21 protein-coding genes, 2 tRNA genes and 1 pseudogene are annotated in these 24,177 nt (G+C 71.7%); 8 read left to right on the top strand and 16 right to left on the bottom strand.

The window, feature by feature from the left end; translation table 11 throughout:
* On the top strand, positions 1-180 hold a 180-nt coding region (locus AC07DA_RS15780), incomplete at its 5' end, for an integrase core domain-containing protein (RefSeq protein WP_479128383.1).
* Positions 181-192: 12 nt separating this feature from the next.
* Here the strand turns inward: AC07DA_RS15780 and AC07DA_RS15775 are convergent.
* From AC07DA_RS15775 to AC07DA_RS15730, 10 genes and pseudogenes are all read right to left on the bottom strand, one after another.
* On the bottom strand, positions 193-1,563 hold the full coding sequence (locus AC07DA_RS15775; protein WP_479128381.1) for a bifunctional albaflavenone monooxygenase/terpene synthase: 1,371 nt from the start codon (positions 1,561-1,563) through the stop codon (positions 193-195).
* On the bottom strand, positions 1,560-2,645 hold the full coding sequence (gene cyc1, locus AC07DA_RS15770; protein WP_479128379.1) for an epi-isozizaene synthase: 1,086 nt from the start codon (positions 2,643-2,645) through the stop codon (positions 1,560-1,562). The genes AC07DA_RS15775 and cyc1 overlap by 4 nt, the downstream gene beginning before the upstream one ends.
* 295 nt (positions 2,646-2,940) lie before the next feature.
* Entirely contained in the window at positions 2,941-3,591 is a 651-nt protein-coding gene (def, locus tag AC07DA_RS15765; RefSeq protein ID WP_479128377.1) for a peptide deformylase, read from the bottom strand.
* A gap of 117 nt (positions 3,592-3,708) precedes the next feature.
* Complete coding sequence (locus tag AC07DA_RS15760) at positions 3,709-4,689, bottom strand: tetratricopeptide repeat protein (protein WP_094057160.1); 981 nt, start codon at positions 4,687-4,689, stop codon at positions 3,709-3,711.
* Between the two features lie 117 nt (positions 4,690-4,806).
* A complete protein-coding gene (locus tag AC07DA_RS15755) occupies positions 4,807-6,054 on the bottom strand; it encodes an HD-GYP domain-containing protein (protein WP_479128375.1) in 1,248 nt (415 codons plus the stop codon).
* A gap of 578 nt (positions 6,055-6,632) precedes the next feature.
* A pseudogene (locus tag AC07DA_RS15750) lies at positions 6,633-7,898 on the bottom strand (HD-GYP domain-containing protein); the annotation flags it as partial.
* Between the two features lie 159 nt (positions 7,899-8,057).
* Entirely contained in the window at positions 8,058-8,369 is a 312-nt protein-coding gene (gene rsrA, locus AC07DA_RS15745) for a mycothiol system anti-sigma-R factor (protein ID WP_309095367.1), read from the bottom strand.
* Complete coding sequence (gene sigR / locus AC07DA_RS15740) at positions 8,366-9,052, bottom strand: RNA polymerase sigma factor SigR (RefSeq protein WP_479128373.1); 687 nt, start codon at positions 9,050-9,052, stop codon at positions 8,366-8,368. Before sigR ends, rsrA begins: the two co-directional genes overlap by 4 nt.
* Positions 9,053-9,308: 256 nt before the next feature.
* On the bottom strand, positions 9,309-9,947 hold the full coding sequence (locus AC07DA_RS15735; protein ID WP_479128410.1) for an alpha/beta hydrolase family protein: 639 nt from the start codon (positions 9,945-9,947) through the stop codon (positions 9,309-9,311).
* 10 nt (positions 9,948-9,957) lie between these two features.
* Positions 9,958-10,773 carry an SOS response-associated peptidase gene (locus AC07DA_RS15730; RefSeq protein WP_479128370.1) on the bottom strand — a complete coding sequence of 272 codons (816 nt, stop codon included), beginning with the start codon at positions 10,771-10,773 and terminating at the stop codon, positions 9,958-9,960.
* 50 nt (positions 10,774-10,823) lie between these two features.
* Here AC07DA_RS15730 and AC07DA_RS15725 point away from each other — a divergent pair, with 50 nt between their 5' ends.
* From AC07DA_RS15725 to AC07DA_RS15710, 4 genes are all read left to right on the top strand, one after another.
* Entirely contained in the window at positions 10,824-11,546 is a 723-nt protein-coding gene (locus AC07DA_RS15725; protein WP_479128368.1) for a M50 family metallopeptidase, read from the top strand.
* 72 nt (positions 11,547-11,618) lie between these two features.
* Positions 11,619-12,935 (top strand): 3-phosphoshikimate 1-carboxyvinyltransferase, encoded by a 1,317-nt coding sequence (aroA, locus tag AC07DA_RS15720; protein WP_479128366.1) that lies wholly within the window; start codon positions 11,619-11,621, stop codon positions 12,933-12,935.
* A 17-nt stretch (positions 12,936-12,952) separates the two neighbouring features.
* Positions 12,953-13,963 (top strand): ribosome small subunit-dependent GTPase A, encoded by a 1,011-nt coding sequence (gene rsgA / locus AC07DA_RS15715; RefSeq protein ID WP_479128364.1) that lies wholly within the window; start codon positions 12,953-12,955, stop codon positions 13,961-13,963.
* A gap of 119 nt (positions 13,964-14,082) precedes the next feature.
* Positions 14,083-14,406 (top strand): DMT family transporter, encoded by a 324-nt coding sequence (locus AC07DA_RS15710; RefSeq protein WP_479128363.1) that lies wholly within the window; start codon positions 14,083-14,085, stop codon positions 14,404-14,406.
* A gap of 7 nt (positions 14,407-14,413) precedes the next feature.
* Here the strand turns inward: AC07DA_RS15710 and AC07DA_RS15705 are convergent, their stop codons facing one another.
* Positions 14,414-15,022, bottom strand: a complete 609-nt coding sequence (locus tag AC07DA_RS15705) for a TetR/AcrR family transcriptional regulator (RefSeq protein ID WP_479128361.1) — start codon at positions 15,020-15,022, stop codon at positions 14,414-14,416.
* A gap of 250 nt (positions 15,023-15,272) precedes the next feature.
* On the opposite strand from AC07DA_RS15705, the gene hisN reads away from it, so the two are divergent.
* Both hisN and AC07DA_RS15695 read left to right on the top strand, forming a co-directional pair.
* Positions 15,273-16,073 carry a histidinol-phosphatase gene (gene hisN / locus AC07DA_RS15700; protein WP_479128359.1) on the top strand — a complete coding sequence of 267 codons (801 nt, stop codon included), beginning with the start codon at positions 15,273-15,275 and terminating at the stop codon, positions 16,071-16,073.
* Between the two features lie 111 nt (positions 16,074-16,184).
* Entirely contained in the window at positions 16,185-16,577 is a 393-nt protein-coding gene (locus AC07DA_RS15695; protein WP_479128357.1) for a CBS domain-containing protein, read from the top strand.
* A gap of 82 nt (positions 16,578-16,659) precedes the next feature.
* Here AC07DA_RS15695 and AC07DA_RS15690 read toward each other — a convergent pair whose 3' ends face one another.
* Complete coding sequence (locus AC07DA_RS15690; protein WP_479128355.1) at positions 16,660-18,111, bottom strand: catalase; 1,452 nt, start codon at positions 18,109-18,111, stop codon at positions 16,660-16,662.
* Positions 18,112-18,255: 144 nt separating this feature from the next.
* Here AC07DA_RS15690 and AC07DA_RS15685 point away from each other — a divergent pair, with 144 nt between their 5' ends.
* Complete coding sequence (locus AC07DA_RS15685) at positions 18,256-18,672, top strand: Fur family transcriptional regulator (RefSeq protein WP_479128353.1); 417 nt, start codon at positions 18,256-18,258, stop codon at positions 18,670-18,672.
* A gap of 143 nt (positions 18,673-18,815) precedes the next feature.
* Here AC07DA_RS15685 and AC07DA_RS15680 read toward each other — a convergent pair.
* From AC07DA_RS15680 to AC07DA_RS15665, 4 genes are all read right to left on the bottom strand, one after another.
* A tRNA-Met gene (locus AC07DA_RS15680) sits at positions 18,816-18,889 on the bottom strand.
* 96 nt (positions 18,890-18,985) lie between these two features.
* Positions 18,986-20,809 (bottom strand): tetratricopeptide repeat protein, encoded by a 1,824-nt coding sequence (locus AC07DA_RS15675; protein WP_479128351.1) that lies wholly within the window; start codon positions 20,807-20,809, stop codon positions 18,986-18,988.
* Positions 20,810-21,043: 234 nt separating this feature from the next.
* Positions 21,044-21,117: transfer RNA gene (locus AC07DA_RS15670), tRNA-Met, on the bottom strand.
* A gap of 56 nt (positions 21,118-21,173) precedes the next feature.
* Positions 21,174-24,101 carry a UPF0182 family membrane protein gene (locus AC07DA_RS15665; RefSeq protein ID WP_479128408.1) on the bottom strand — a complete coding sequence of 976 codons (2,928 nt, stop codon included), beginning with the start codon at positions 24,099-24,101 and terminating at the stop codon, positions 21,174-21,176.
* Positions 24,102-24,177 lie beyond the last annotated feature (76 nt).

The raw sequence follows: 24,177 nt of genomic DNA, 5'->3' as shown, positions 1-24,177 counted from the left end.
CGCTTCCACCGCACCCTGCTCGACGAATGGGCCTACCAGCGGCCCTACACCTCAGACTCCGAACGCCAGGCAGCGTTTCCCGACTGGCTGGACTGGTACAACTACCACCGACCCCACACCGGCATCAGCGGCCACACCCCAGCCAGCCGCGTCACCAACCTGTCCGGACAGCACACCTAGGGCCAAAGGCCCTCACCGCGCCACCGGCCGCACCCGCAGGTCGTGCGGGCGCAGCGTGATGCCGACGCGCGCGCCGTCGTTCGAGCCGGGCACCTGCTCGAAGCGGTACTTCGTGGCCAGCGCCGCGGTGATCAGCGTCAGTTGGGCCATCGAGAAGTGGTCGCTCGGGCACTTGCGGTTGCCGGTGCTGAACGGGCTCATGGCGTGCTTCGGGATCGCCTTGACCCGATCCGGCAGCCAGCGGTCGGGGTCGAACTCCAGGTTCCGCTCGTAGGACCTCGCATCGCGCTGGATGGCGTACGGGCTGTAGACGATGTCCGCCCCGGCCGGAATGCGGTAACCACCGAGTTCCGTGTCCCGTACCGCCCGGCGCGTCAGAATCCACACCGCCGGACTCAAACGCATGGACTCGACCACGACATTGTTGGTGTGCCTGAGCTCCCGGACGTCGGCGAATGCCACCGGCCTCCCACCGGTGACGGCTTGCACTTCGTCGCGTACCCGGTCGGCGTGTTCCGGGTGTTCGGCGAGTATATGCAACAGCCACATGATCGTGGAAGCCACGGTTTCGCTGCCCGGGGTGAGGATCGCGACGACCTGATCGTGGATCTCCCGTTCCCCGATGGGATCGCCATTCTCGTCCTTCGCCTCCAGCAATGCCGTCAGCAAATCGTCCGGCTTTTGACCGGATGCGCGACGCTCGGCGACGATCTCGTCGACCAGGAGATGCAAATCGGCCAAGGCCCGGTTGAATTCGCGGTTGGCCGGGAGCGGAAGGTTGTAGAGCGGTCCGAGGGGCACCACCATCCGCCGGTACATCCCGCGGAAGACGGTGGCCAGGGCGACGCACAGCCGCTCCGCCCGCTCGTCCATGTAGTCGCCGCGCAGCAGGCAGCGGGCCGCGATGCGCACCGCCACGCGGAAGGACTCGGAAGTGCAGTCGACGGTCTCGCCGGGCTTCCAGCGCTCGGTGAGCGCGTGCGCCTCCTCCTCCATGATCGGCCCGTAGGCGGGGATGGCGTCGAGCCGGAAGGCGGGCTGGATGGTGCGCCGCTGACGGCGGTGGCGCGGTCCGTTCGCCGTGGCCACGCCCTCCTTGCCGAGCAGCCCCTCCAGGGACTCCCACAGCGGCCCGGCGATGATGAAGTCGTTGCTCAGCGCCAGCGCGCCGGTGAGGGCCGGGGTGGTCACGGCGTAGACCGTCTTCGGGCCGAGCTTCAGCCGGACCACCTCGCCGTGGTCGCGCAGCCGGGACATGAACGCCAGCGGGTCGCGCGCCAGCTTCCAGCCGTGCCCGAGGACGGGGACGGCGCCGCCCGCCCGGGGCGGCTCGCGCAGCTCCGCGGCCGGCCGGGTTTCAGGCTTCACGGACTCGACGGTCATTTCTCACCTGCCGCTTCGTTGTTGACGTACGGGGGCGTGGACCTGTCGTCCCAGCTGTCGACCATGTACCGGCCGGACTCGTGGTGGAACCAGTAGACGGAACTGAACCAGTTCCGCATATCGCTCAGGCAGATGCGCACGGCGGCGCTCAGTTCCTTTCCGCGCACGGTGCCGTCGGCGAGGCCGTCGGCGAACCGCAATGCCTCCCGCTCGACGTCGAGGAATTCGGTGATGCATTCCTCGACCCGGCGCCGGACTTCCACGACCGCCTGTTCCAGCGTCAGCCCCTCGTGCGTGATGAGGCTGATTCCGAGATTGTGCACCTCGTCGCCCGCGATTTCCTTGGGCAGCGAGCAGAGGTCGTTGTACCAGGCGGCGAATTCCTGGCTCAGCAGCGCCGCCCGCCGGTAGGCCGGGTGTTTCCTCACGGTGTCCGGGAGTTCACACCCCGCGGTGGGCTCCAGCAGGTCCGTCCATATCCAGTGCGCGAAGGTGAGCCGGCGCAACCGGAGGTATTCCTCGACCGTCGGCACGATGCCGTGGGTGCGATTGTGGAACTCCCGGTCGTAGGCCTCGATCACCGCGTGGAAGTGCCGGGCGAACCGGAGGTTCCACGTCTGCGGCAGGAACCCGTACAGCCGCAGCACGCTGTCGGCGAACCCGGCGACCAGTGGGTCCTGGTGGTGCAGGTGGCCCCGGGGGGAGTCGAGTGCGGCGTGCAGCCGGTCCCGCAGCTCCCGCCAGGCGAGCGGACGCCCGTGCACGATGTCGCGGTCGTGGCGGTCGTCCCAGACGAAGAACCAGGCGCTGTAGTCCGCGATGGCCTGCATCACCTCGTCGGAGGCGCCGATGTAGTACCCGGCCATGAGGTCCGTGTAGCACAGGCCGTCGGCATATTCCTTCACCTTGTCGGCGGGCATGAGCCGCTTTTCGAGCAGCCATGCCCGCGTCTTCTCCTGGCACTTGGGCCAATACGGGTGGAGTTGCCGGGGAAACGCCGCCTCGATCACAGGGAGGGAGAGCGACGGTGGAACTGCGATGGTGGTCGGTGTCGATGTGGTGCCGTGTGACAAAGCATGCACGAACTAACCCCTCTCAGCCGCCAGTTGGCGCGGGCGCCCCTCCCTTCGTGCCGGGCGTGCGCCGTTGCATACCCCGCACATCCCATTCAGCACTACAACTGACCGTTCTGGGAACGTATTTGCTTCATTCACTACCCCACAGTGCCGGGAACCTCCCGTGGCGCGACTGGTGCGGAACCACCGGGAGAGCGGAAGCGATCGAACGTGCGACGGACAGGCGAACGGCACAGGCGAACGGCGCCTGTTCGGGTCGGGGAACCCGAGCAGGCGCCGTTCGCCTGGTGCGTCTGTGGTGTCAGTCGTTGGCCACCACGGGGTAGCGGGGCTCGTTCTCGGCCATCTGCCGCAGCGCGTCCTTGCGCTCGCGCTTGGAGAGCCGGTCGATGTACAGGTAGCCGTAGAGGTGGTCGGTCTCGTGCTGCAAACACCGTGCGAAGTATCCGGTGCCGCGCACCCTGATCGGGTTGCCCCGCTCGTCCTGCCCGGTCACCTCGGCGTAGTCGGGCCGGGCGAGCGGCGCGTACGCGGTCGGCACCGACAGGCAGCCCTCGTTGCTGTCGTCCAGCCGGCGCTTCTCGGCGGGCAGCTCGACGAGCTTGGGGTTGCAGACCACACCGGTGTGCCGCACGCCCTCGTCGTCCGGGCAGTCGTAGACGAAGACCTTCGCGTCGACACCGATCTGGTTGGCGGCGAGCCCCACGCCCTCGGCGGTGCGCTGGCTGGCGAACATGTCCGCGACGAGCTGCTGCAGCTCCTCGCCGAAGTCGGTGACGTCCTTGCACTCCTTGTGCAGCACCGGGTTCCCCACGACCGTGATCGGCCGCGAGGTCCCCCGCTCCCGCCAGGCCGCCTCGCGCTCCTCGCAGTCCTCCGTGTCGATCACGTACCCCTCGTCATCGACGGGGAGCACGCCCGCGTGCTGCTGATCGGTGTCCTGCTGAGCCATGACGTTACGTACGCCTTCCTGAACAAATCCAAGCTGGGATGCTGATACAGGGTACGGGCATCAGGGGTGCGGGGAACGGCGCTCGCGACCACGGCGGCGCCGCGCGCGGCAACGGCGCTAGCAGACCTCTTCCAGATCCCGCCAGTCCCGGGAGTCCGGACTGTCCGCGACCCATCCGTCCAGCAGTCCCCGGACCAGCGAAGCCGGCGCGGCCAGCCCGCACTCCCGCTCCGGCACCCACAGCTGCCCGTCCGTCCGGTGCCCCAGCGGCCCGGGGTGCCCGGGCTCGCTGTGGTCGTGCGGGTCCAGGTGCTCCCCGTCGCCCTCGTCCGACGGCATCCGGGACTCCGAGCACATCCGGCACAGCAGCCGCACCGAGGAGGACCAGTCCTCCGCGGCGAACCCGGCGTCCGCCGCCAGCTGCTCCAGGGCGTCCCGGTCGGCCTCCGTCGCCGCCTCCAGCAGCACCACCCACGTCGGCACCGGCGACGGCGCCCACAGCTCGATCTCGTCGAACACCGGGTAGGTGTGCCCGGCGGCGGTCGTCCGCTCCCCGTGCGGCACCCCGTCGTGCAGGACGACCTCGCCCCAGCGCCGCCCCGACGACGGCAGCGGGATGGACAGCACCTCGATCCGCGCGGGGTCCAGCCGCCGCCCCCACACGACCTCGGCCTCGCCCTCCGGCGACAGCCGTACGGCCGCGCTGCCGAGGTCCATGCCGACGGGCTCCCCGGAGTCGTTGGCGGCGCCCGGCACCCGCAACCCGTAGGCCTGCCAGGCGCGGCGGGCCAGCGGCCAGTCCTGGAGCGCGGTCGCGGCGATGCCGACGTTCCACCAGTCCGGCGCGCCCGTGTCCCGGTCGAGCAGGGCCACGGCTCGCAGGCCGGCGGCCCGGGCCTGCTCCCAGTCGTGCCGGAACTTGTGCAGCAGGGCGAGGTTGAACCAGGACTCGGACAGCCAGGGCTCCAGATCGGCGGCACGTGTCAGCAGTGCGCCCGCGTCCTCGTACCGGCCGTCGCCGATGAGGGTGAATGCCCGGTCTGTGGCCTGCCGCCAGGAGGCGGAGGGCCGGTGCCGTCCCTTGCCGAAGATCCTCACGATTCCCGCCTGCCAGTTCCGTGCGGTGGGCTGGCCGTAGCTGTGTTTCGAGCCCCCGGACACCTTCTCCTTCGCATCCAACCACGTACGGCCTCGGGGGCGCTCATTACCCATGGGTTACCCAGCCACGGGCAGCGTCAGACTGCTCCTTGCCAGTACCCGGGCCAGTGATTCCACCACTTCCGGCGCGTACTGCCCGGCCGTGGCGAGCCGGAGTTCCTCCAGCGCCGTCAGCGGCCCGCCCGGGCCGCCTTCCCGGGACTTCTCCTCGTACGCGTTCACGGCCCGGACGATCCGCGCGGCGAGCGGCTGCTCCGCGTACGGGTCGGCCTGCCGCTCCACGACCACGGCGACGGCCTCGTCGACGCCGGTCTGCCGGACCACGGCGCCGCCGAGGAGCGCGATCCGGCGCTGTTCCTCGGCGGGCAGCGCGGCGGTGGCGCCCGCGGGCACGGGGTCGACGAGGCTCAGCTGTCCGATGTCGTGCATGAGGGCCGCGTACTCCAGCACGGCCAGTTCGGGCTCGGTCAGGCCCAGGTCACGCCCGACGGCCAGGCTGAGCGCGGCGACCCGGCGGGCGTGTCCGCCGGGGGTGTACCCGGCGACCTCGGTGGCCCGCGCGAGGGAGGCGATGGTCTGCCGGTAGGTGGCCCGGACGGCGGCGTAGCGGCGGAACGACATCTGGGCGAGCAGCAGCGGCACGGAGAAGACGGGCAGCGCCCACAGCCCGACGACGGCGACCGCCAGCGCCATCACCGCCCCGGTGGCGATGACGGCGGAGCCGATGCCGCGCACGGCCCGCAGCTCGTCGCGCAGCACCGGCCCGAACGGCCAGCCGGTGCGGGAGTGCGCGAGCGCGGCGGCGAGCACCGCGTCGCACAGCGCGGTCAGCGACAGCAGCGCGAGGAGCAGCAGCGCGTAGGCGGGGCCGCCCCAGTCGTCGAACATGCCCCGGTTGTACGGGGGCTGGAAGCACACGGCGACGAACCCGACGGTGAGCACACGGCGCGCGAGATGGTCGGCCGTCGGACCCTGCCCTCGGGCCACGTGCGGCACGCTGCCGAGCAGCGAGGCGGCCAGCACGACGGCGACGACCTGGGCGGGACCGTGGTGCGTGGCCCGCCCGCCGGCCTCCCCGAGCAGCGCGTACGACAGGGCCGCGGCGGCGCCGAGCGGGGCCGGCTCCCTGACCTGGGCGTCGTCGCGCCGGGTGAGCTCACCGACGGCGACGAGGACACCGAAGGCGAGGGCGGCCCGGCGTTCCTCCAGCCCGCTGTAGAGGGTGACGCCGAGGGAACCGGCGGCGAGGACGGCGGCACAGGCGTGGACGAGGGTGAGCAGCGGGGGAGGCCGGTAGGCGCTCATCGACGCACCCCCGGCCGCCCGGCGACAGGCGCACCGGGCCCCGGCACGACCCCGGCCCCGGAACCCCCCTGCCCGTCACGGCCGCCCCGGCCGTCCTGACCGCCCTGCCCCTCACGGCCCCCTCGACCGCCCTGATCACCTTGGTCGCCGGGTTCGTCCTGTCCGGCCTGATCACTCTGACTGTCCCGCCCGGCGTCGCCCTGGCGTGCCTGCGCGGCCCGGTCACCCTGGCGGGCTTGCCCGGCCTGCCCGGCCTGCCCGACCCGGCCGTCCGTGTCGAAGTCGCCGGCCTGCCCGCCGGGCTCGCACGGCTCACCAGGGCCACGCTCACCGGCCTCCCGGTCGGGGCCACCGCTCCGTACGCCTCGGCTGGGTCCGCCCCGGTCGCTCCGGACGCCTTCACCACGCCGACCGCCCGGGGCGACTCGGTCGCCCCCGTCACCCTGACCGTCCCACCGCCCCTGGCCGCCCCTCCGGCCCTCGCCGCTTCCGCCGCGCTCGGCACCAGCGGCGTCACCCGTGCCTCCCGCGCCCCTCACGCTTCCGCCGGTACCGCCGCCGCCGTCCGCCCCCTCCGCATCGTCCGCGGTCACCGCCGGCCGCCACCCCGCCCGCTCCACGGCCCCGACCAGGGCCGTGACCATCACCGGGTCGAACTGGCTGCCCGCGCACCGCTCCAGCTCCGCCAGGGCCACCGGCACGGGCCGGGCCCTGCTGTAGCAGCGGGTGGAGGTCATGGCGTCGAAGGCGTCCGCGACCGCCACCACCCGTGCGGACTCCGGGATCTGAGGGCCCACCAGCCCGTACGGGTACCCGGAGCCGTCCAGCCGCTCGTGGTGGTGCAGCACGGCGGCCCGGGCCTCGCCGAGGAAGCCGATGCCGCGCACCATCTCGTGCCCGTACTCGGGGTGCAGCTCGATCACCCGCCGCTCCTCGGGGGTGAGCGGCCCGTTCTTGCGGAGCAGCCGCGTGGGCACGCCCAGCTTGCCCACGTCGTGCAGGATCCCGGCGAAGCGGAGCACCTCGACGCGCTCGTCGTCCATGCCCAGCTCGCGCGCGATCATCATGGACGCCTGCCCGACGCGCTCGCTGTGCCCGCGCGTGTAACCGTCCTTGATGTCGACGGCCTGCACCAGCGCCCGGATGGTCGCCTGATGGGCCGCCCGTTCCCGGTGGTACTGGGCGAACGCCCACCACGAGACGCACATCGGCAGCAGGACGAGCAGCGCGGCCACGGGCCCGTAGGGACTGCGCCACAGCACGGCCATCATCAGCCCGGCCAGCCCGTGCACGGCGATCGGCGCGAGGGAGCGCGCCACCAGGCCCCGCCAGGCCCGCCGTACCGGCACCCGCTCGGCCACGGCCAGGATGCCGCCGTCCAGCACCGCCAGCACCAGGCAGAACGTCAGCACGGCCGCCCCGGCCGGAGCGAGCGCGTGGGGGACGTCGCCCGCGACGACCGCGTCCCGGCCGCCGAGCAGCCAGTGCACCCGGGCCGCCGCCCACACGCCGAGGACGAGCTGGGCGGCGCGCCACAGCCGCCGCAGTGCGACGGGCCGGTGGGCGACCTGCGAGAGCAGCGCGCCCGGCACGGCCACCAGGGCCGCGGCGGGCGCGGGCAGCAGGAAGGCGCCGGCGAGCAGTACGGGGTAGAAGGTCCCCGCCGGGTGGGAGATCCCCACGAACCGGGACCGCGCGACGCGCTCGCAGCCGGCGTACAGCGCGGCCAGCAGCACGACCGCCCACCAGGGCGCGCGGACGCCCGGCAGCGGCAGCAGGCAGAGGACCGCGGCGACGACGACACAGGCGACGTACGCGCGTGTCCGTGCCGGTACCGCTTCCATGCGCCCCTCCCCGGCCATGTCCGTCAGGCCCGGAGCCTAGGACGGCGGAAGGGGGCTCCACGGGCCGGTAACCCGCGGATTAGCACGTTCGAGTGATGCGTTCGAGTACGACTGCCCCGGCGGAGAGGGGTGGCCGGAACGCGGGAACGGGCGGGACTGTCAGGATTCCTGCGGCGTGGCCGGCGAGGCCGTGACGTCCTGCTCGGGGACCGCCTGGCCGGAGCGGATCAGGTCGATCCGCCCCATGACCTTGGCGCGCAGGTCCCCGGGGACGTCGTCATGCCCGCAGCAACGCTTGACGAGCTTCTTCACGGCCTGCTCCAGGCCGTACTTCTCCAGACACGGCGAGCACTCCTCGAAGTGGTGCTCGAACTTCACGCAGTCCGAGTCCGGCATCTCACGGTCGAGGAACTCGTAGAGATGATCGAGGATTTCGCTGCAATCCGTCTCGTGCGGCTCTCCGCAGCTCATGACCCCGAGCCTTTCGCTTCGTTCGACTCTCCGGCGCCGGCCGGAACCATCCCCCGCTCACGGGCGTAGTCCTCCAGCATGCCGCGCAGCTGACGGCGGCCGCGGTGCAGCCGGGACATCACCGTACCGATGGGTGTCCCCATGATGTCGGCGATCTCCTTGTAGGCAAAGCCCTCGACATCCGCCAGGTAGACCGCGATGCGGAACTCCTCGGGAATCGCCTGGAGGGCTTCCTTCACGTCCGAGTCGGGCAGGTGGTCGAGCGCCTGCGACTCCGCCGAGCGCAGGCCCGTCGACATGTGCGACTCGGCGCGGGCGAGCTGCCAGTCCTCGATCTCCTCGGCCGCCGAGCGCTGCGGTTCCCGCTGCTTCTTGCGGTAGGAGTTGATGAAGGTGTTGGTGAGGATCCGGTACAGCCACGCCTTGAGGTTGGTGCCCTCACGGAACTGGTGGAAGGACGCGTACGCCTTGGCGTACGTCTCCTGCACCAGGTCCTCGGCGTCGGCCGGGTTGCGCGTCATGCGCAGCGCGGCCGAGTACATCTGGTCGAGGAACTCGAGCGCGTCCCGTTCGAAGCGCGCGCTGCGCTCCGCGTCCGTCTCGGCGCCCGTGCCGCCCTGGCCCTCGGGCTGCTCCGCCTGGCCGTGTTCGGTCCCTGCGTCGGTCCCAGTGACCGGACCCACCTCCTCCAGAGTTCTCGTGAGACCGAGGCCGGTCTCACCCGAATCGGAGGATAGACGACGATCCGGTCCGCCCGCCGCCCGAATCGGGGCGGTCTTGGCCGCGTGCAGCACCGTCCACTCCAGGTCGGCACGGCTGCTGCGGCTCGGGCAGAAGGTCGAACCCATGCGGCGGACTTCCTCTCCTACGGCGTCGGTGCTGGTCCCCAGCACGTACGTCCCGCACAACAGTGGCCGCCGCCCCGTCATTCCCGAGGCTTTACCCGAGTGACCCGGCCCACCCGGCGACCGCGTCCGTGATGACCGCCACGGCCTCCTCCTGCGAGATCTCCGCACGTTTGGGCACGGCGAAGCCGTGATCCCCGTACGGAACCTCCACGAGCTCGTAGGGACCCTCGGGGAACTCCTCCGGCTTGCCGAACGGGTCGTTCCCGCCCTGCACGACCAGGGTGGGCACGCCGGAGCCGAGCAGTTCCCCGGCTCTGGACCTCTCCGGCCTGCCCGGTGGGTGGAGCGGGAAGCTCAGGGCGAGGGCCGCGCGGGCACCCAGCTCCCCCGCGGTACGGCAGGCGACCCGGGCCCCGGCACTGCGGCCGCCGGAGATCACCGGCAGTCCGGGCGCGGCCAGCGCGGGCCAGACGCCGCGCCAGCCGGTGTCGAGCGTCCTCGGCGCGGGGGCGAGCTTCTTCCCGGCCACCCGCCAGGGCTGCTCCACCCGGGCCACGGTCACGCCGTGCGCGGGCAGGGCGGCGGCGAGGGCCTCCAGGTCGCGGGCCTCGATGCCGCCGCCGGCGCCGTGGCCGACGGCGAGCACCAGCCGGGGCCGCTTCGCGGGGTGCCAGGTGATGCGGGCGGTTCCGGCCTCGGTCTCGACGGTCTCGGTCGTCGTGTCGGTCACATGCGTCACGTCAGAAGAGTGTGCCCTCCTCGGGCCCTTCCAGCTCCTTCAGCAGCTCCGGCCCGTTGTTGCGGACGTTGCTGACGGCCGTGGTGACGGGGTAGGCGCGCATCAGCCCGCCGGGCGGCGGGGCGAGCAGCTCGCGCAGTTCGCCGGGGTCCGTGCGGGACGGGTCCAGCCAGGCCTCCCACCGGTCGGGCGTCAGCATCAGCGGCATCCGGGGGTGGATGTCGGCCAGCGCCCGGGGCCCCTCGGCCGGCGCCACCGCGAGCGGACTCGTCTCGGCCTCGGTGGTGATGACGGAGCACGTCACCCACCAGGCCCGCGGATGGTCGTCCGGCAGCGTCCTGTCCCGCCAGAACTCGTACAGTCCGGCCATCGCGAAGACGGACCCGTCCGCCGGGGTCACGAAGTAGGGCTGCTTGCGGGGCCGCTTCTTCTTGCCCTCGACCTCCAGCTCGCGCTCCTGCGTGCCGGTGACCCACTCGTAGTAGCCGTCGGCCGGCAGGATGCAGCGCCGGGAGGTGAAGGCGCGGCGGTACGACGGCTTCTCATGGACGGTCTCGGCCCGGGCGTTGATCATCCGGGCGCCGCCCTCGGGCGTCTTCGACCAGGAGGGGACGAGCCCCCACTTGAGCGTGCGCAGCTGGCGAACCGGCCGCGGGTCGTCCGCGTCTTTCAGGGGGCGGTCGAGGACGGCGTAGACCTCCTTGGTGGGCGCGACGTTGTAGTCCGGTTCGAGGGTCTCCTCGGGCTCCCACGTGTCGATCTCGAAGATTCCCGCGAGATCCTCTGGCCTACGACTCGCTGCATACCGTCCGCACATACGTGCCACACTGCCAGATTCCATCCGCCCACAGGGAGCCAACGCCGCACATGGACAGCACCGCAACCGCCTCGCTCGCCTCCCTCTGGGGCGAGGTCTCCGGCACCCAGCCCGACCCCGACCTGTGGGTGGTGGTCGCGGCCCTGGGGATCGCGCTCGCCGTGGTGGTCCCGCACGGACTGTGGCGCATCTCCCGCAACGCCATCACCATCGCGCACGAGGGCGGACACGGGCTGGTGGCCCTGCTCTCCGGCCGCACGCTCACGGGCATACGGCTGCACTCGGACACCAGCGGCCTGACCGTCAGCCGCGGCAAACCGCACGGCATCGGCATGATCCTCACCGCGGCCGCCGGCTACACCGCCCCTCCCCTGCTGGGCCTCGGCGGCGCGGCCCTGCTCGGCGCCGGCCGCATCACGCTCCTGCTGTGGCTGGCCACGGCCCTGCTGCTCGCCATGCTGGTGATGATCCGCAACGCCTACGGCGCCCTCACGATGATCGTCACCGGGGGCCTGTTCGTGCTGGTGTCCTGGCTGGCCGGGCCCCAGGTCCAGGCGGCGTTCGCGTACGTGGTGGTGTGGTTCCTGCTGGTCGGCGGGGTGCGCCCGGCCTTCGAACTGCAGGCCAAGCGGGCCCGGGGCGGGGCGGGCGACTCGGACGCGGACCAGCTGTCCCGCCTGACCCACGTCCCGGCGGGCCTGTGGTTCTTCCTGTTCCACGCCGTGTCGCTGTGCTCGCTGCTCGGGGGAGGGCGCTGGCTGCTGGGCCTGTGAGGGCGGCCGGAGCGGGCCCGGGCGGCGCGACGCGGCGGCCCTGGGAGCACTGCCTGCTTATAAAGTAAAGGCATGGTCCCGAACACCGCAGACACCGCCCTCTGGCCCGCCCCGCACGCGAGCGGAGCCGTCGACGCGACGGTCCACGTGCCCGGGTCCAAGTCGGTCACCAACCGCGCCCTGGTCCTCGCCGCCCTCGCCTCCGAGCCCGGCTGGCTGCGCCGCCCGCTGCGCTCCCGCGACACCCTGCTGATGGCCGGCGCGCTGCGCGCGATGGGGATCGAGATCGAGGAGGGCGTGGGCCCCGACGGCACCGGCGAGGCCTGGCGGGTGCTGCCCACGGGCCTGCGCGGCCCGGCCACGGTCGACGTCGGCAACGCCGGCACGGTCATGCGGTTCCTGCCGCCGGTCGCCGCGCTCGCCGACGGTCCGGTCCGCTTCGACGGCGACCCCCGTTCCTACGAGCGCCCGCTGAACGGCGTCATCGACGCGCTGCGCCAGCTCGGCGCCCGGATCGACGACGACGGCCGCGGCGCGCTGCCGCTGACCGTGCACGGCGGCGGCGCCCTGGACGGCGGCACGGTCTCGATCGACGCGTCCTCCTCGTCGCAGTTCGTCAGCGCCCTGCTGCTGTCCGGCCCGCGCTTCAACCAGGGCGTCGAGGTCCGCCACACCGGCGCCACGCTGCCGTCCCTGCCGCACATCCGGATGACCGTCGACATGCTGCGCGCGGTCGGCGCCCAGGTGGACACCCCCGAGTCGGGCGGCGAGCCGAACGTCTGGCGCGTCACGCCGGGCGCCCTGCTCGGCCGGGACCTGGTGATCGAGCCGGACCTGTCCAACGCCCAGCCGTTCCTGGCGGCGGCGCTGGTGACGGGCGGCAAGGTCGTCATCCCGGACTGGCCGGCCCGCACCACCCAGCCCGGTGACCGGCTGCGCGAGATCTTCACCGAGATGGGCGGCTCCTGCGAACTGACCGAGTACGGGCTGGTGTTCACCGGCTCCGGCGCGATCCACGGCATCGACGTCGACCTGAGCGAGGTCGGCGAGCTCACGCCGGGCATCGCCGCCGTCGCGGCCCTCGCCGACTCCCCGTCCACCCTGCGCGGCGTCGCCCACCTGCGCCTGCACGAGACGGACCGGCTGGCGGCGCTGACCAAGGAGATCAACGAGCTGGGCGGCGACGTGACGGAGACCGCCGACGGCCTGCACATCCGCCCGCGCCGGCTGCACGGCGGGATCTTCCACACCTACGACGACCACCGCATGGCCACGGCCGGCGCGGTCATCGGCCTGGCGGTGGAGGGCGTGCAGATCGAGAACGTGGCGACGACGGCCAAGACCCTGCCCGACTTCCCCGACCTGTGGACCGGGATGCTCGGGGCGTAGGACGCGGGGACCAGGTCATGCGCCGCTACGGCAAGCACACCGACGAGGACGACATCCGCACCCGTCCGGGCCGCCGCAACACCCGGCCCCGGACGAACATCCGGCCCAAGCACGAGGACGCCGCCGAGGGCCTCGTCCTCACCGTCGACCGGGGCCGGCTCACCTGTCTCGTCGAGGACCGCGTGGTCATGGCGATGAAGGCCCGTGAACTGGGCCGCAAGGCGGCCGTGGTCGGGGACCGGGTGGCCCTCGTGGGCGACCTGTCGGGCAGGAAGGACACGCTCGCCCGCATCGTGCGGATCGAGGACCGCACGTCGGTCCTGCGCCGTACGGCGGACGACGACGATCCGTACGAGCGCGTGGTCGTCGCCAACGCCGACCAGCTGGCCGTCGTCACGGCCCTGGCCGACCCGGAGCCGCGCCCCCGCCTGATCGACCGCTGCCTGGTCGCGGCCTACGACGGTGGCCTGGAACCCCTGCTGGTGCTCACCAAGTCGGACCTCGCCCCGCCCGAGAAGCTGCTGGAGCTCTACGGCGACCTCGACATCCCCTACGTCGTCACCAGCCGCGCGGAACTGGAGAGCGGCACCGCCGTCGCCCGGGTGCGCGAGCAGCTCGACGGCCGTATCACCGCGTTCGTCGGACACTCGGGGGTGGGCAAGACGACCCTGGTGAACGCGCTGGTGCCGCGGGAGCGGCGGCGTTCGACCGGGCACGTGAACGCGGTGACGGGCCGTGGCCGGCACACCACCACCTCCGCGCTGGCGCTGCCGCTGGCCGGCGGTGACGGCTGGGTCATCGACACGCCGGGGGTGCGGTCCTTCGGGCTCAACCACGTCGACCCGTCGCGGGTCATCCACGCCTTCCCCGACCTGGAGCCGGGTACCGAGGGCTGCCCGCGCGCGTGCAGCCACGACGAGCCGGACTGCGCGCTGGACGCCTGGGTGGCCGAGGGCCACGCGGACCCGGCGCGGCTGTACTCGCTGCGCCGGCTCCTGGCCGCGCGCGAGCGCACGGACGGCGACTGACCTCCGCGTTGTTTGCCCTGCCGCGCGGACGGTAAGTGCATAATCGCACCAAGCCGGATGCGAGCCTGCGCAGAACGAGGCGAAGCGGTCACTGAACATGGGGTACGGGAGGACGACACATGGCGTGGCTGCTGGTCATCGTGGCCGGGTTGCTCGAGACCGGTTTCGCCGTCTGCCTGAAGCTGTCGCACGGCTTCACGCGCCTCTGGCCGACGGTCGCGTTCTGCGTCTTCGCCCTGGGCAGCTTCGGCCTGCTCACCCTGTCGCTGAAGAAGCTCGACGTGGGGCCCGCCTACGCCGTGTGGACGGGCATCGGGGCGGCGGGGACGGCCATCTACGGCATGGTGTTCCTCGGTGACCTGGTGTCGACGCTGAAGATCGTGTCGATCAGCCTCGTCGTCATCGGTGTGATCGGCCTGCAGCTGTCGGGTTCGGCGCACTGACGTCCCGTCACCCGGCCTGCCGGTGCAGGGCGCCGCGGACCAGGTCGGCGACGCCGCCCTCGGCGGGGGGCGCGGCCACGCAGGACAGGGCCAGCCGGACGGCGAGTTCGCAGGAGCGGGCGAGGTCGGCCGTCTCGGACGTGGGGGTGCCGGGTCCGGCCAGGACGGTCACCGCACGGTCGCGGACCAGGGCGACGAAGTCACCGGGCGAGGGCAGGGGCCCGTCGGCGCGGCGCTGGGCCGGCACGGCGGAGCCGGAGGGCACGGCCGACAGGGTCGGCGACGGCAGGCGTTCGCTCCAGCAGCCGGTGAGCATGGCGCGGACGAGGGCGTTGTCCCGGGCCGCGGCGGTGACCCACTCGGCGGTGGCGGTGAGCCGGTCGCGCGGGTCGCTGTGAGCCGCCAGGGCGCGGTCGACCCCGGCGAGATAGCCGTCGGCCTCCCTGCGCACGAGCGCCCGGGCCAGGCCGTCCTTGCTGCCGAACTCGTTGTACAGCGTCTGCCGGGACACTCCGGCCGCCGCGGCCACGTCCACCATCCGCACGGCGGACCACGGCCGGCGCGCCAGCGCCGCGAAAGCGGCGTCCAGTAGAGATTCCCGCGCTGCAGGCATCATCGCCTCCCCTTGGGGCGAGCGGCTCTGCGCCCAGATTTGACGCGCGTGGAACCACTGTCAAGGGTTCGCGAGCGCGCGCGGGGGCGCGTTTCGGCCGTGTCGCGCGGGGTGTCGGGGCTCGCCCGGACCGGGCCGGCGAACCCACGCCCCCACCCGCGCTCGGCACACCGCCACAGGCGTCACCGGACGGTTCCCGGCCGGTACGAACCCCCGCTGGCCCCACCCCCACCTCGGCGGATAGGTTCGTCACATGCCCGACTACCTCGACGACCTGCGTCTCGCTCACGTCCTCGCGGACGCCGCGGACGCCGCGACGACGGACCGGTTCAAGGCCCTCGACCTCAAGGTCGAGACCAAACCGGACATGACACCGGTGAGCGAGGCGGACAAGGCCGCGGAGGAGCTCATCCGCGGCCAGCTCCAGCGCGCCCGGCCCCGGGACGCGATCCTCGGCGAGGAGTACGGCGTCGAGGGCACCGGCCCGCGCCGCTGGGTGATCGACCCGATCGACGGCACGAAGAACTACGTCCGCGGCGTCCCCGTCTGGGCCACCCTGATCTCCCTCATGGAGGCCGGCGAGGGCGGCTTCCAGCCGGTCGTCGGCGTCGTCTCCGCCCCCGCCCTGGGCCGCCGCTGGTGGGCGGCGAAGGGGCACGGCGCCTTCAGCGGCCGCTCCCTCACCAAGGCCTCCCGGCTGCACGTCTCCCGCGTCTCCCGGCTCTCCGACGCCTCCTTCGCGTACTCCTCGCTCAGCGGCTGGGAGGAGCAGGGCCGCCTGGACGGCTTCCTGGACCTGACCCGGGCGGTGTGGCGCACGCGCGCCTACGGCGATTTCTGGCCGTACATGATGGTGGCCGAGGGCTCGATCGACATGTGCGCCGAGCCGGAGCTGTCGCTGTGGGACATGGCCGCCAACGCGATCATCGTCACCGAGGCCGGCGGCACCTTCACGGGCCTGGACGCCCGCCCGGGCCCTCACAGCGGCAACGGGGCGGCGTCGAACGGCCTGCTCCACGACGAGCTGCTCGGGTACCTCAACCAGCGTTACTGACCGCCCCCTTGTTGACCCTCCCTTTGCCTGCCACTCTGAGAGTCCCCCCACTTGTGAACTTGTGAAGCGATGAACAAACGGCGGGGACACTCCCAGGAGGTGGCTCCATCCATGCTCGTCCGTGACGCCATGAGCACCGTCGTCCTGACCATCGGCCCGGCCCACACGCTGCGCCAGGCCGCCGCGCTGATGTCCGCCCGCAAGGTCGGCGCGGCCATCGTCCTCGACCCGGACGCCGGTGGCATCGGCATCCTCACCGAACGCGACATCCTCAACTCCGTGGGTCTGGGCCAGGACCCGGACACCGAGCACGCCCACGCCCACACCACCAACGACGTCGTCTTCGCCGCCCCGACCTGGACCCTTGAGGAGGCGGCCGGCGCCATGGCGCACGGCGGCTTCCGTCACCTCATCGTGCTCGACCGCGACGAGCCCGCCGGCGTCGTCTCGGTCCGCGACATCATCCGCTGCTGGGCACCGGCACGTCAGCAGGTGCCCGCCTGACCGCGCGCGAGCACACGGACGGGCCGGGCTCCCCGAGGGGAACCCGGCCCGTCCGCTACCGCAAGCGGTCCAGCGCTGGAGTTCAGCCGCGCAGGGCCTGGACCGCGACCTCCAGCCGCTTGCCGTAGTCTCCGTCGGCCCGACGGAAGTTGTCGATCGCCCGCTCGACGATGTCGTCGCGCGAGACCTTGGCGATGAAGCCCGCCAGGTTGGCGATCAGGCGCTCCTTCTCGTCCTCCGACATCAGCCGGTAGAGGTTGCCCGCCTGGACGAAGTCGTCGTCCTCGGCGTGCACGGGCGCCTCGTGGTTGCCGGTCGTGCCGCCCACGGCGACCGCCGACCACAGCGGACGGTCCGTCTGGAACGGCCCGCCGAAGCTGTTCGGCTCGTAGTTCTTCGCGCCCCCGTGGCGGCCGTCGTAGAGGTGGCCGTCCCGCGCGTGGGTGCGCGCCACGGTGGCGTGCGGGCGGTTCACCGGCAGGTGGTCGGCGTTGATGCCGACGCGGTAGCGGTGGGCGTCGCCGTAGGCGAAGAGGCGGCCCTGGAGCATCTTGTCCGGGGACGGGCCGATGCCCGGCACGAAGTGGGCGGGGCTGAAGATCGACTGCTCGACCTCGGCGAAGATGTTCTCCGGGTTGCGGTTGAGCTCCAGCTTGCCGATCTCGACGACCGGGTAGTCCGCGTGCGGCCAGACCTTGGTCAGGTCGAACGGGTTGAACCGGTACGTCGCCGCCTCGGCCACGGGCATGATCTGCACGCCGACGGTCCAGCTCGGGTACTCGCCGCGCTCGATGGCCTCGCGCAGGTCGCGCTGGTGGGAGTCGGGGTCCTCACCGGCGAGCCGGGCGGCCTCCGCGCTGGTCAGGTTCTTGATCCCCTGGTCCGTCTTGAAGTGGTACTTCACCCAGAAGGCCTCGCCGGCCGCGTTGCTCCACTGGAAGGTGTGCGAGCCGAAGCCGTCCATGTGGCGGTAGGAGGCGGGGATGCCCCGGTCGCCGAACAGCCAGGTCACCTGGTGCGTGGACTCGGGCGACAGGCTCCAGAAGTCCCAGACGTTGTCCGCCTCGGTCGAGCCGGTGTACGGGTCGCGCTTCTGGGTGTGGATGAAGTCCGGGAACTTGATGGCGTCCTTGATGAAGAACACCGGGGTGTTGTTGCCGACGAGGTCGTAATTGCCCTCCTCGGTGTAGAACTTCAGCGCGAAGCCGCGCGGGTCGCGCACGGCGTCCGCCGCGCCGAGGTTGCCGGCCACGGTCGAGAAGCGCAGGAAGACCTCGGTCTGCTTGCCGATCCCGTTGAGGAACGCGGCGCGCGTGTAGGGCGTGACGTCGGCCGTCACCGTGAAGGTGCCGTAGGCGCCGGCGCCGCGGGCGTGCACCACCCGCTCCGGGATGCGCTCCCGGTTGAAGTGGGCCAGCTTCTCCAGCAGGAGCTGGTCCTGGACGAGCACGGGGCCGCCGACGCCCGCGGTCTCGCTGTTCTGGTTGTCGGCGACCGGAGCCCCGGCCTCCGTCGTAAGCGGTCCCTGCGTCACGTGCGCCTCCTGCGTCATTCCTGGCCAACCTGTCTCTCGGCCAAATCCGTTCTCGATCCTACAATAGACATTGTCTAAAGCAAGTGAGACTCTAATCTCACACCTGTTCGGGACCTGGTCCCCTTAGCTGTTAGGCTGGTGGCCATGAGTGACCTTCTGGAACGCCTGCGCGGACGCGGATGGCGGATGACCGCGCAGCGGCGCGTCGTGGCCGAGGTCCTCGACGGCGAACACGTCCATCTGACGGCCGACGAGGTCCACGCCCGGGCCGTCGCCAAGCTGCCCGAGATCTCCCGGGCGACCGTCTACAACACGCTCGGCGAGCTCGTCACCCTCGGCGAGGTGCTGGAGGTCTCCACCGACCAGCGCGCCAAGCGGTACGACCCGAACGCCCACCGGCCGCACCACCACCTGGTCTGCGCCCAGTGCGGCGCGATCCGCGACGTCCACCCGGTCGGCAACCCCCTGGCGGACCTTCCCGACTCCGAGCGCTTCGGCTTCACGGTCTCGGAGGTCGAGGTGACGTACCGCGGCGTCTGCCCGAACTGCGCGGCCGCCTAGCCCTACGCACGTGAAAGCCCCGGCACCCTCGGTGCCGGGGCTTTTCGCCGCGCACGCGGACCACTCAGGCCCAGGCATCGGGCCCTGGGCCCGGGAAAGACCGAGGGCCGGAACCCTTTAGGATTCCGGCCCTCGGTCTTCAGTAGCGGGGACAGGATTTGAACCTGCGACCTCTGGGTTATGAGCCCAGCGAGCTACCGAGCTGCTCCACCCCGCGTCGGTGAATGCAACGTTACGTCACTGACGAGGACGGATGCAAATCGCTTCACGGCAGACCTCCCGTCGGGCCCTCGGCGCGCCCCTCGGGCCCGGGTCACGCCGACAGCTCCTGCCGGAGCGCGTCCCGCAGCCGGGCCGCCCGCTCCGCCACCGACCCGGGCCCCAGGGACACGGCCCGGTCGGCCCACCGCTGTCCCTCCGCGAGCTCTCCCCGACGCGCGTAGACCAGGGCCAGCCGCAGCGCGGCCCGTCCGTGCCCGGCGTCGGCCGCCCGGGTCCACCACACGGCCGCCTCGGGCTCGCTGCCCTCCCGGGCCAGCAGCAGCCCGAGATTGAACGCGCCGTTGCGGGACCCGGCCTCGGCCGCCTCCCGGTACCACCGGGCCGCCTCGACGACATCGCCCCGGGCCGCCGCCAGCATGCCGACCCGCACCTGGGCCCGCCGGTGTCCCTGCAGGGCCGCCCGCTCGTACCACTCCTCGCACTCGCTGCGCCGGTGCACCGGCTCGCCGAGCTCGTGCGCCGGCTCCGGGGGCCGCCGCGCGTCGAGCACGGTCGCCAGCCGGTAGGCGGCCTCCGCGCTCCCGCCCCCGGCCGCGCACCGCAGGTGCCGCTCGGCCTCCTGCTCGTCGCCGTCCCGCAGCCGCGCGATGCCGACCTGCAGCGCCGCTTCGGTGTGCCCGGCGGCGGCGGCCCGCTCGTACCAGCGCAGCGCGGCCTCCTCCTCGCCCCGCCCCGCGTGCAGGATGCCGAGGTTGAACGCGGCGTCCACGCTCCCGGCCTCCGCCGCCTTGGAGAACCACGGCTCCGCGCCCGTCTCGTCCCCGCCCTGCAGCAGCAGGATCGCCAGCGCGTTGGCGGCCTCCCGGTGCCCGGCGTAGGCCGCGCGCCGGTACCACTGCTCGGCCTGCGCGGTGCGCCCCTGCTCGGCGCAGAGCAGCCCGAGGTTGTACGCGCCGTTCACGTCGCCCGCGTCCATCGCGGCCCGGTACCACCGCTCGGCGGTCTGGGTCTCGCCCCGCTCGGCGTGCAGCGCGCCCAGCGCGTTCGCGGCGTTGCCGTCGCCGTCCTGGGCGGCGCGCAGCCACCACACGGCGGCGTTCTCGGTGTCGCCCGCGTCGCGCAGCAGGAACCCGAGCGCGCAGGCGGCCCGCGCCTCGCCGTCCTTGGCGGAGGTCAGGTACCAGCGCCCGGCCTCCCTGAGCTCACCGCGCCTCTCCAGGATCGACCCGAGGTGCAGCGCGGCCCGCCGGTGCCCGCGCGCGGCGGCCTGCCGGTACCACTGCTCGGCCTCCTCGGACGCCTGGACACCGTTGTCACCGCCGGTCTCCCGTGTCGCCCTCCGGTCCAGGGCCCGGGCCAGGCGGTAGGCGGCCTCGCGGTGCCCGCGCTCGGCCGCCACGCGCATCCACTGCTCGGCGGCGGCGTCCCCGCGGTGCTCCAGCAGGTCGGCGAGGGCGTAGGCGCCCAGGGTGTGGCCCTGTTCGGCGGACTGGCGCAGCCAGTACTCGGCGGCGGGCTCGTCGCCGCGCTCGCGGTGGTGCCGGCCCAGGGCGTGCGCGGCCGCGGCCGATCCGGCGACGGCGGCGATCCGCCACCAGCCGGCGGCCTCGTCGGCGTATCCGCGCTGGTGGAGCAGGACACCCAGGTTGTTGGCCGCGGCCCGGTCGCCCGCGGCGGTGGCGGCACGCAGATGGGGTTCGGCACCGTCGAGATCACCACGGCGCAGCAGCATGGCCCCGAGGACACTCATCGCCTCGACGTCGCCGGCCTCCGCGGCGAGCCGCTGACGCAGCTCTTCGGCCGCCTCGTCGGCGAGTTCCCCGGTCTCGTCCGGGGTCTCGGTGTCCTCCCGGCTGGAAGGCTGCACAAAACGCCCTGTCTCGAACAGAGTTGCCTTGTCCCCCATAACGTCCATCGTCGCACCACCTGCAACCTGGGTACACCTGGTATACCGCAGCCAGTGAGGTCACTACAGCGTTTTGTCGACATGCCCACAGAGAGACAAGTCAAACACAGATCGCCCAACTCCCCCCGGCGGCGCGGCCGCAACCTGCGCCCATACATGCGTTCACACATCACGAAGGCCCGGATTCCTGTGTGGAATCCGGGCCTTCGTGGCCGCTCCGTCCCTCGGACGTCACGACTTCAGTAGCGGGGACAGGATTTGAACCTGCGACCTCTGGGTTATGAGCCCAGCGAGCTACCGAGCTGCTCCACCCCGCGCCGTTGTGTTCACTACCGTATCACGGCGCGGGACGGGCATTTCACCAGGCCAGGGGCTAGCTGCTCGGTTTCGGGCTGGGGCTGCCGCTCGGCTTGGCGTCGGGCTTGCTCTCGCCGCCCCCGGCGCCGCCGCCCGCGGCCTGTGCGTCCTCGGCCCGCTGCAGAGCCTCCTCCAGGTCCTTCTGCGCCCGGCCGTACGCCTCCCAGTCGTTCTCCTTCAGGGCCTCCTGGCCGGCGTCGAACGCCTTCTGGGCGTCCTCCAGGGCCTGTTGCACCGTCGGGTTGTCGGACGTCGGCGGCGGTGGCGTGTCACCCTCGTCCGGTGGCTCGGGAGTCGCGCCCTCCGCTCCGAAGACCTTGTTGAGGGCCTCGTCGAGCGTGTTCTCGAAGGCGGTCTGGCCGCCGTAGGTGACCAGCACCTTGCGCAGCAGCGGGTACTTCAGCCCGCCACCACGGACGTAGACCGGCTCCACGTAGAGCAGCCCGCCGTCCAGCGGCACCGTCAGCAGGTTGCCGTACTCCACTTCGGAGTCGCCGCCTCTGAGGAGCCTGATGGACTCGGCGATCTCCTCTTGGGAGTTGAACTGGCTCTGGACCTGCTTGGGCCCGTTGACCGTGGTGTTCGTCGGCAGTTTCAGGATTCTGATCTTGCCGTAGTCACTGGTGCCGGCCTCGGCGTCGACGGCCATGAACGCGCTCAGGTTGTCCCGGCCGTTGGGCGTGAAGGTCGTCGTCAGCGAGAACGACTGGGCCTTCTGGTCGGGCATCTTCATGCTCAGGTAGTACGGCGGCACCGCGCTGCCCGACCGGTTCGTCGGGTCGTCCGGCACCTGCCACACCTCGCTGCCGCTGAGGAACGTCGTGGCGTCCTTCACGTGGTAGCGCGTGAGCAGCTCCCGCTGGACCTTGAACAGGTCCTGCGGGTAGCGCAGGTGGTCCATCAGCGACTTGGAGATGTCGCTCTTGGGCTCCACCGTGTCCGGGAAGGCCTTCATCCAGGTCTTGAGGACCGGGTCCTCGGTGTCCCACTGGAAGAGCTTGACCTCGCCGGTGTACGCGTCGACGGTCGCCTTCACCGAGTTGCGGATGTAGTTGACCTGGTTCTGCTGGGCCACCACCGCTCGGTTGTCGTTGGTGGCGGTCAGCGAGTCGGCCGTCGTGTCACCGAGGGTCGTGCGCGAGGAGTAGGGGTAGCCGTTCGTCGTCGTGTAGGCGTCGACGATCCACTGGATCCGGCCGTCGACGACCGCCGGGTAGGCGTCGCCGTCGATGGTCAGCCAGGGGGCGACCGCCTCGACGCGCTCCTTGGGCGTGCGGTTGTACAGGATTCGCGAACCCTCGCCGATGGCGCCGGAGTAGAGGATCTGCGGCTCGCCGAACGCCACCGCGTACGCGGCCCGGTTGACCGTGTTGGAGAGGTTGACCCCGCTGTCGCCCTTGTAGCTGGTGGTCTTCTCGCCGTTGTCGTCGGAGTAGTCGATCTCCTTCTGCGGACCGCCGACGATCGAGTACGTCGTCGTCTTCTCGCCGTAGTAGACCCGCTGCTCGTACGTGCCGAGCTGCCCCTTGGAGGGCAGGTCGGACTCGGTGAAGACCGGCCGGCCCTGCGCGTCGGCGCTGGTGCCCTCGGCGGCGACCACTCCGTAGCCGTGGGTGTAACGGAAGTGGTTGTTGATCCAGTTCTTCTTCGGGATGCCGGCGAGGTTGATCTCACGCAGACCGATGACCGTGTCCTGGTCCTTGCCGTCCTTGGAGTACCGGTCGACGTCCAGATTGTTCGGGAACGCGTAGTAGTTCCTGATCTGCTGGAGCTGCTGGAACGTCGGCGAGACGATGTTCGGGTCCATGATCCGGATGCTCGCCGTGGCGTCGACGTCGTCGCGGAGCTTGGTCTTGTCCTCGGTCGTGCTGGTGCCCGAGTAGTCGGTGACCTTGGTGCCGTCGATGCCGTAGGCCTTGCGCGTCGCCTCGAGGTTCTTCTCGACGTACGGCGCCTCCTTGGCCTGCTCGTTCGGCTGGACCTGGAACTTCTGCACGATCGCCGGGTACAGCCCGCCGATGAGGATCGCGGAGAGCACCATCAGGCCGAAGCCGATGACGGGCAACTGCCAGGTGCGCCGCCACAGGGTGGCGAAGAACAGCAGCGCGCAGATGACGGCGATGCAGAACAGGATCGTCTTGGCCGGCAGATAGGCGTTGGCGTCGACGTACCGCAGGCCGGTCCAGTTGTCGGTCGCCCGGAAGTCGCTCGACTTCACCGCGAGCCCGTACCGGTCGAGCCAGTAGGCGACCGCCTTCAGGGCCACGAAGATGCCGAGGAGCACGGACAGGTGCCCGGTGGCCGCGGCCGTGGCGCGCGCGCCGGGGCTGGTGACGCGCAGCCCGCCGTAGAGGTAGTGCGTGAGCGCGGCGGCGATCAGGGAGAGGATCGCGGCGGCGAAGCCGAAGCCGAGCAGGAACCGGTACCAGGGCAGGTCGAAGGCGTAGAAGGAGACGTCCAGCTTGAACTGGGGGTCCTTCTGTCCGAAGGACACGCCGTTGACCCACATCAGCCAGGTGCGCCACTGACCGGACGCGGAGGCGCCGGCGATCAGGCCCACCAGGGCGGTGACCCCGAGGAGCAGCCACTTCTTGTAGGGCGCGATGCCCATCCGGTAGCGGTCGAGGTTCTGCTGCTCCATCGACATGGCGCTCAGCGGCGGCCGCAGCCGGTGCGCCAGCCAGATGTTGACGCCCACCGCGACGGCCATCAGCAGGCCGAAGACGAAGAAGAGACCGATCTTGGTCCACAGGGTGGTGGTGAAGACCGACGAGTAGTTCACCGACCGGTACCAGAGCCAGTCCGTCCAAAACCCCGCGAACATGGTGAACGCCATGCCGAGGACGGCCAGGACGCCCAGCGTCATGAGCAGGGTCCGGACGCGCCGGGACGGGCGGCCCACTCTCATCCGCGGCCCCGTCGGGCCTCCGCCGCGGTCCGGCATCTGGAAAGCCAAGGTGCGCACCTCGAAGTTCGCTGTTGATTCGTCAGGCCCGCGTCTTCACGGACCGTGCGTGGCC

It is taken from the genome of Streptomyces sp. NPDC044921, from assembly GCF_056432865.1.
The sequence above is the reverse complement of the archived record's forward strand: the minus strand, read 5'-3'. Positions and strand labels throughout refer to the sequence as shown.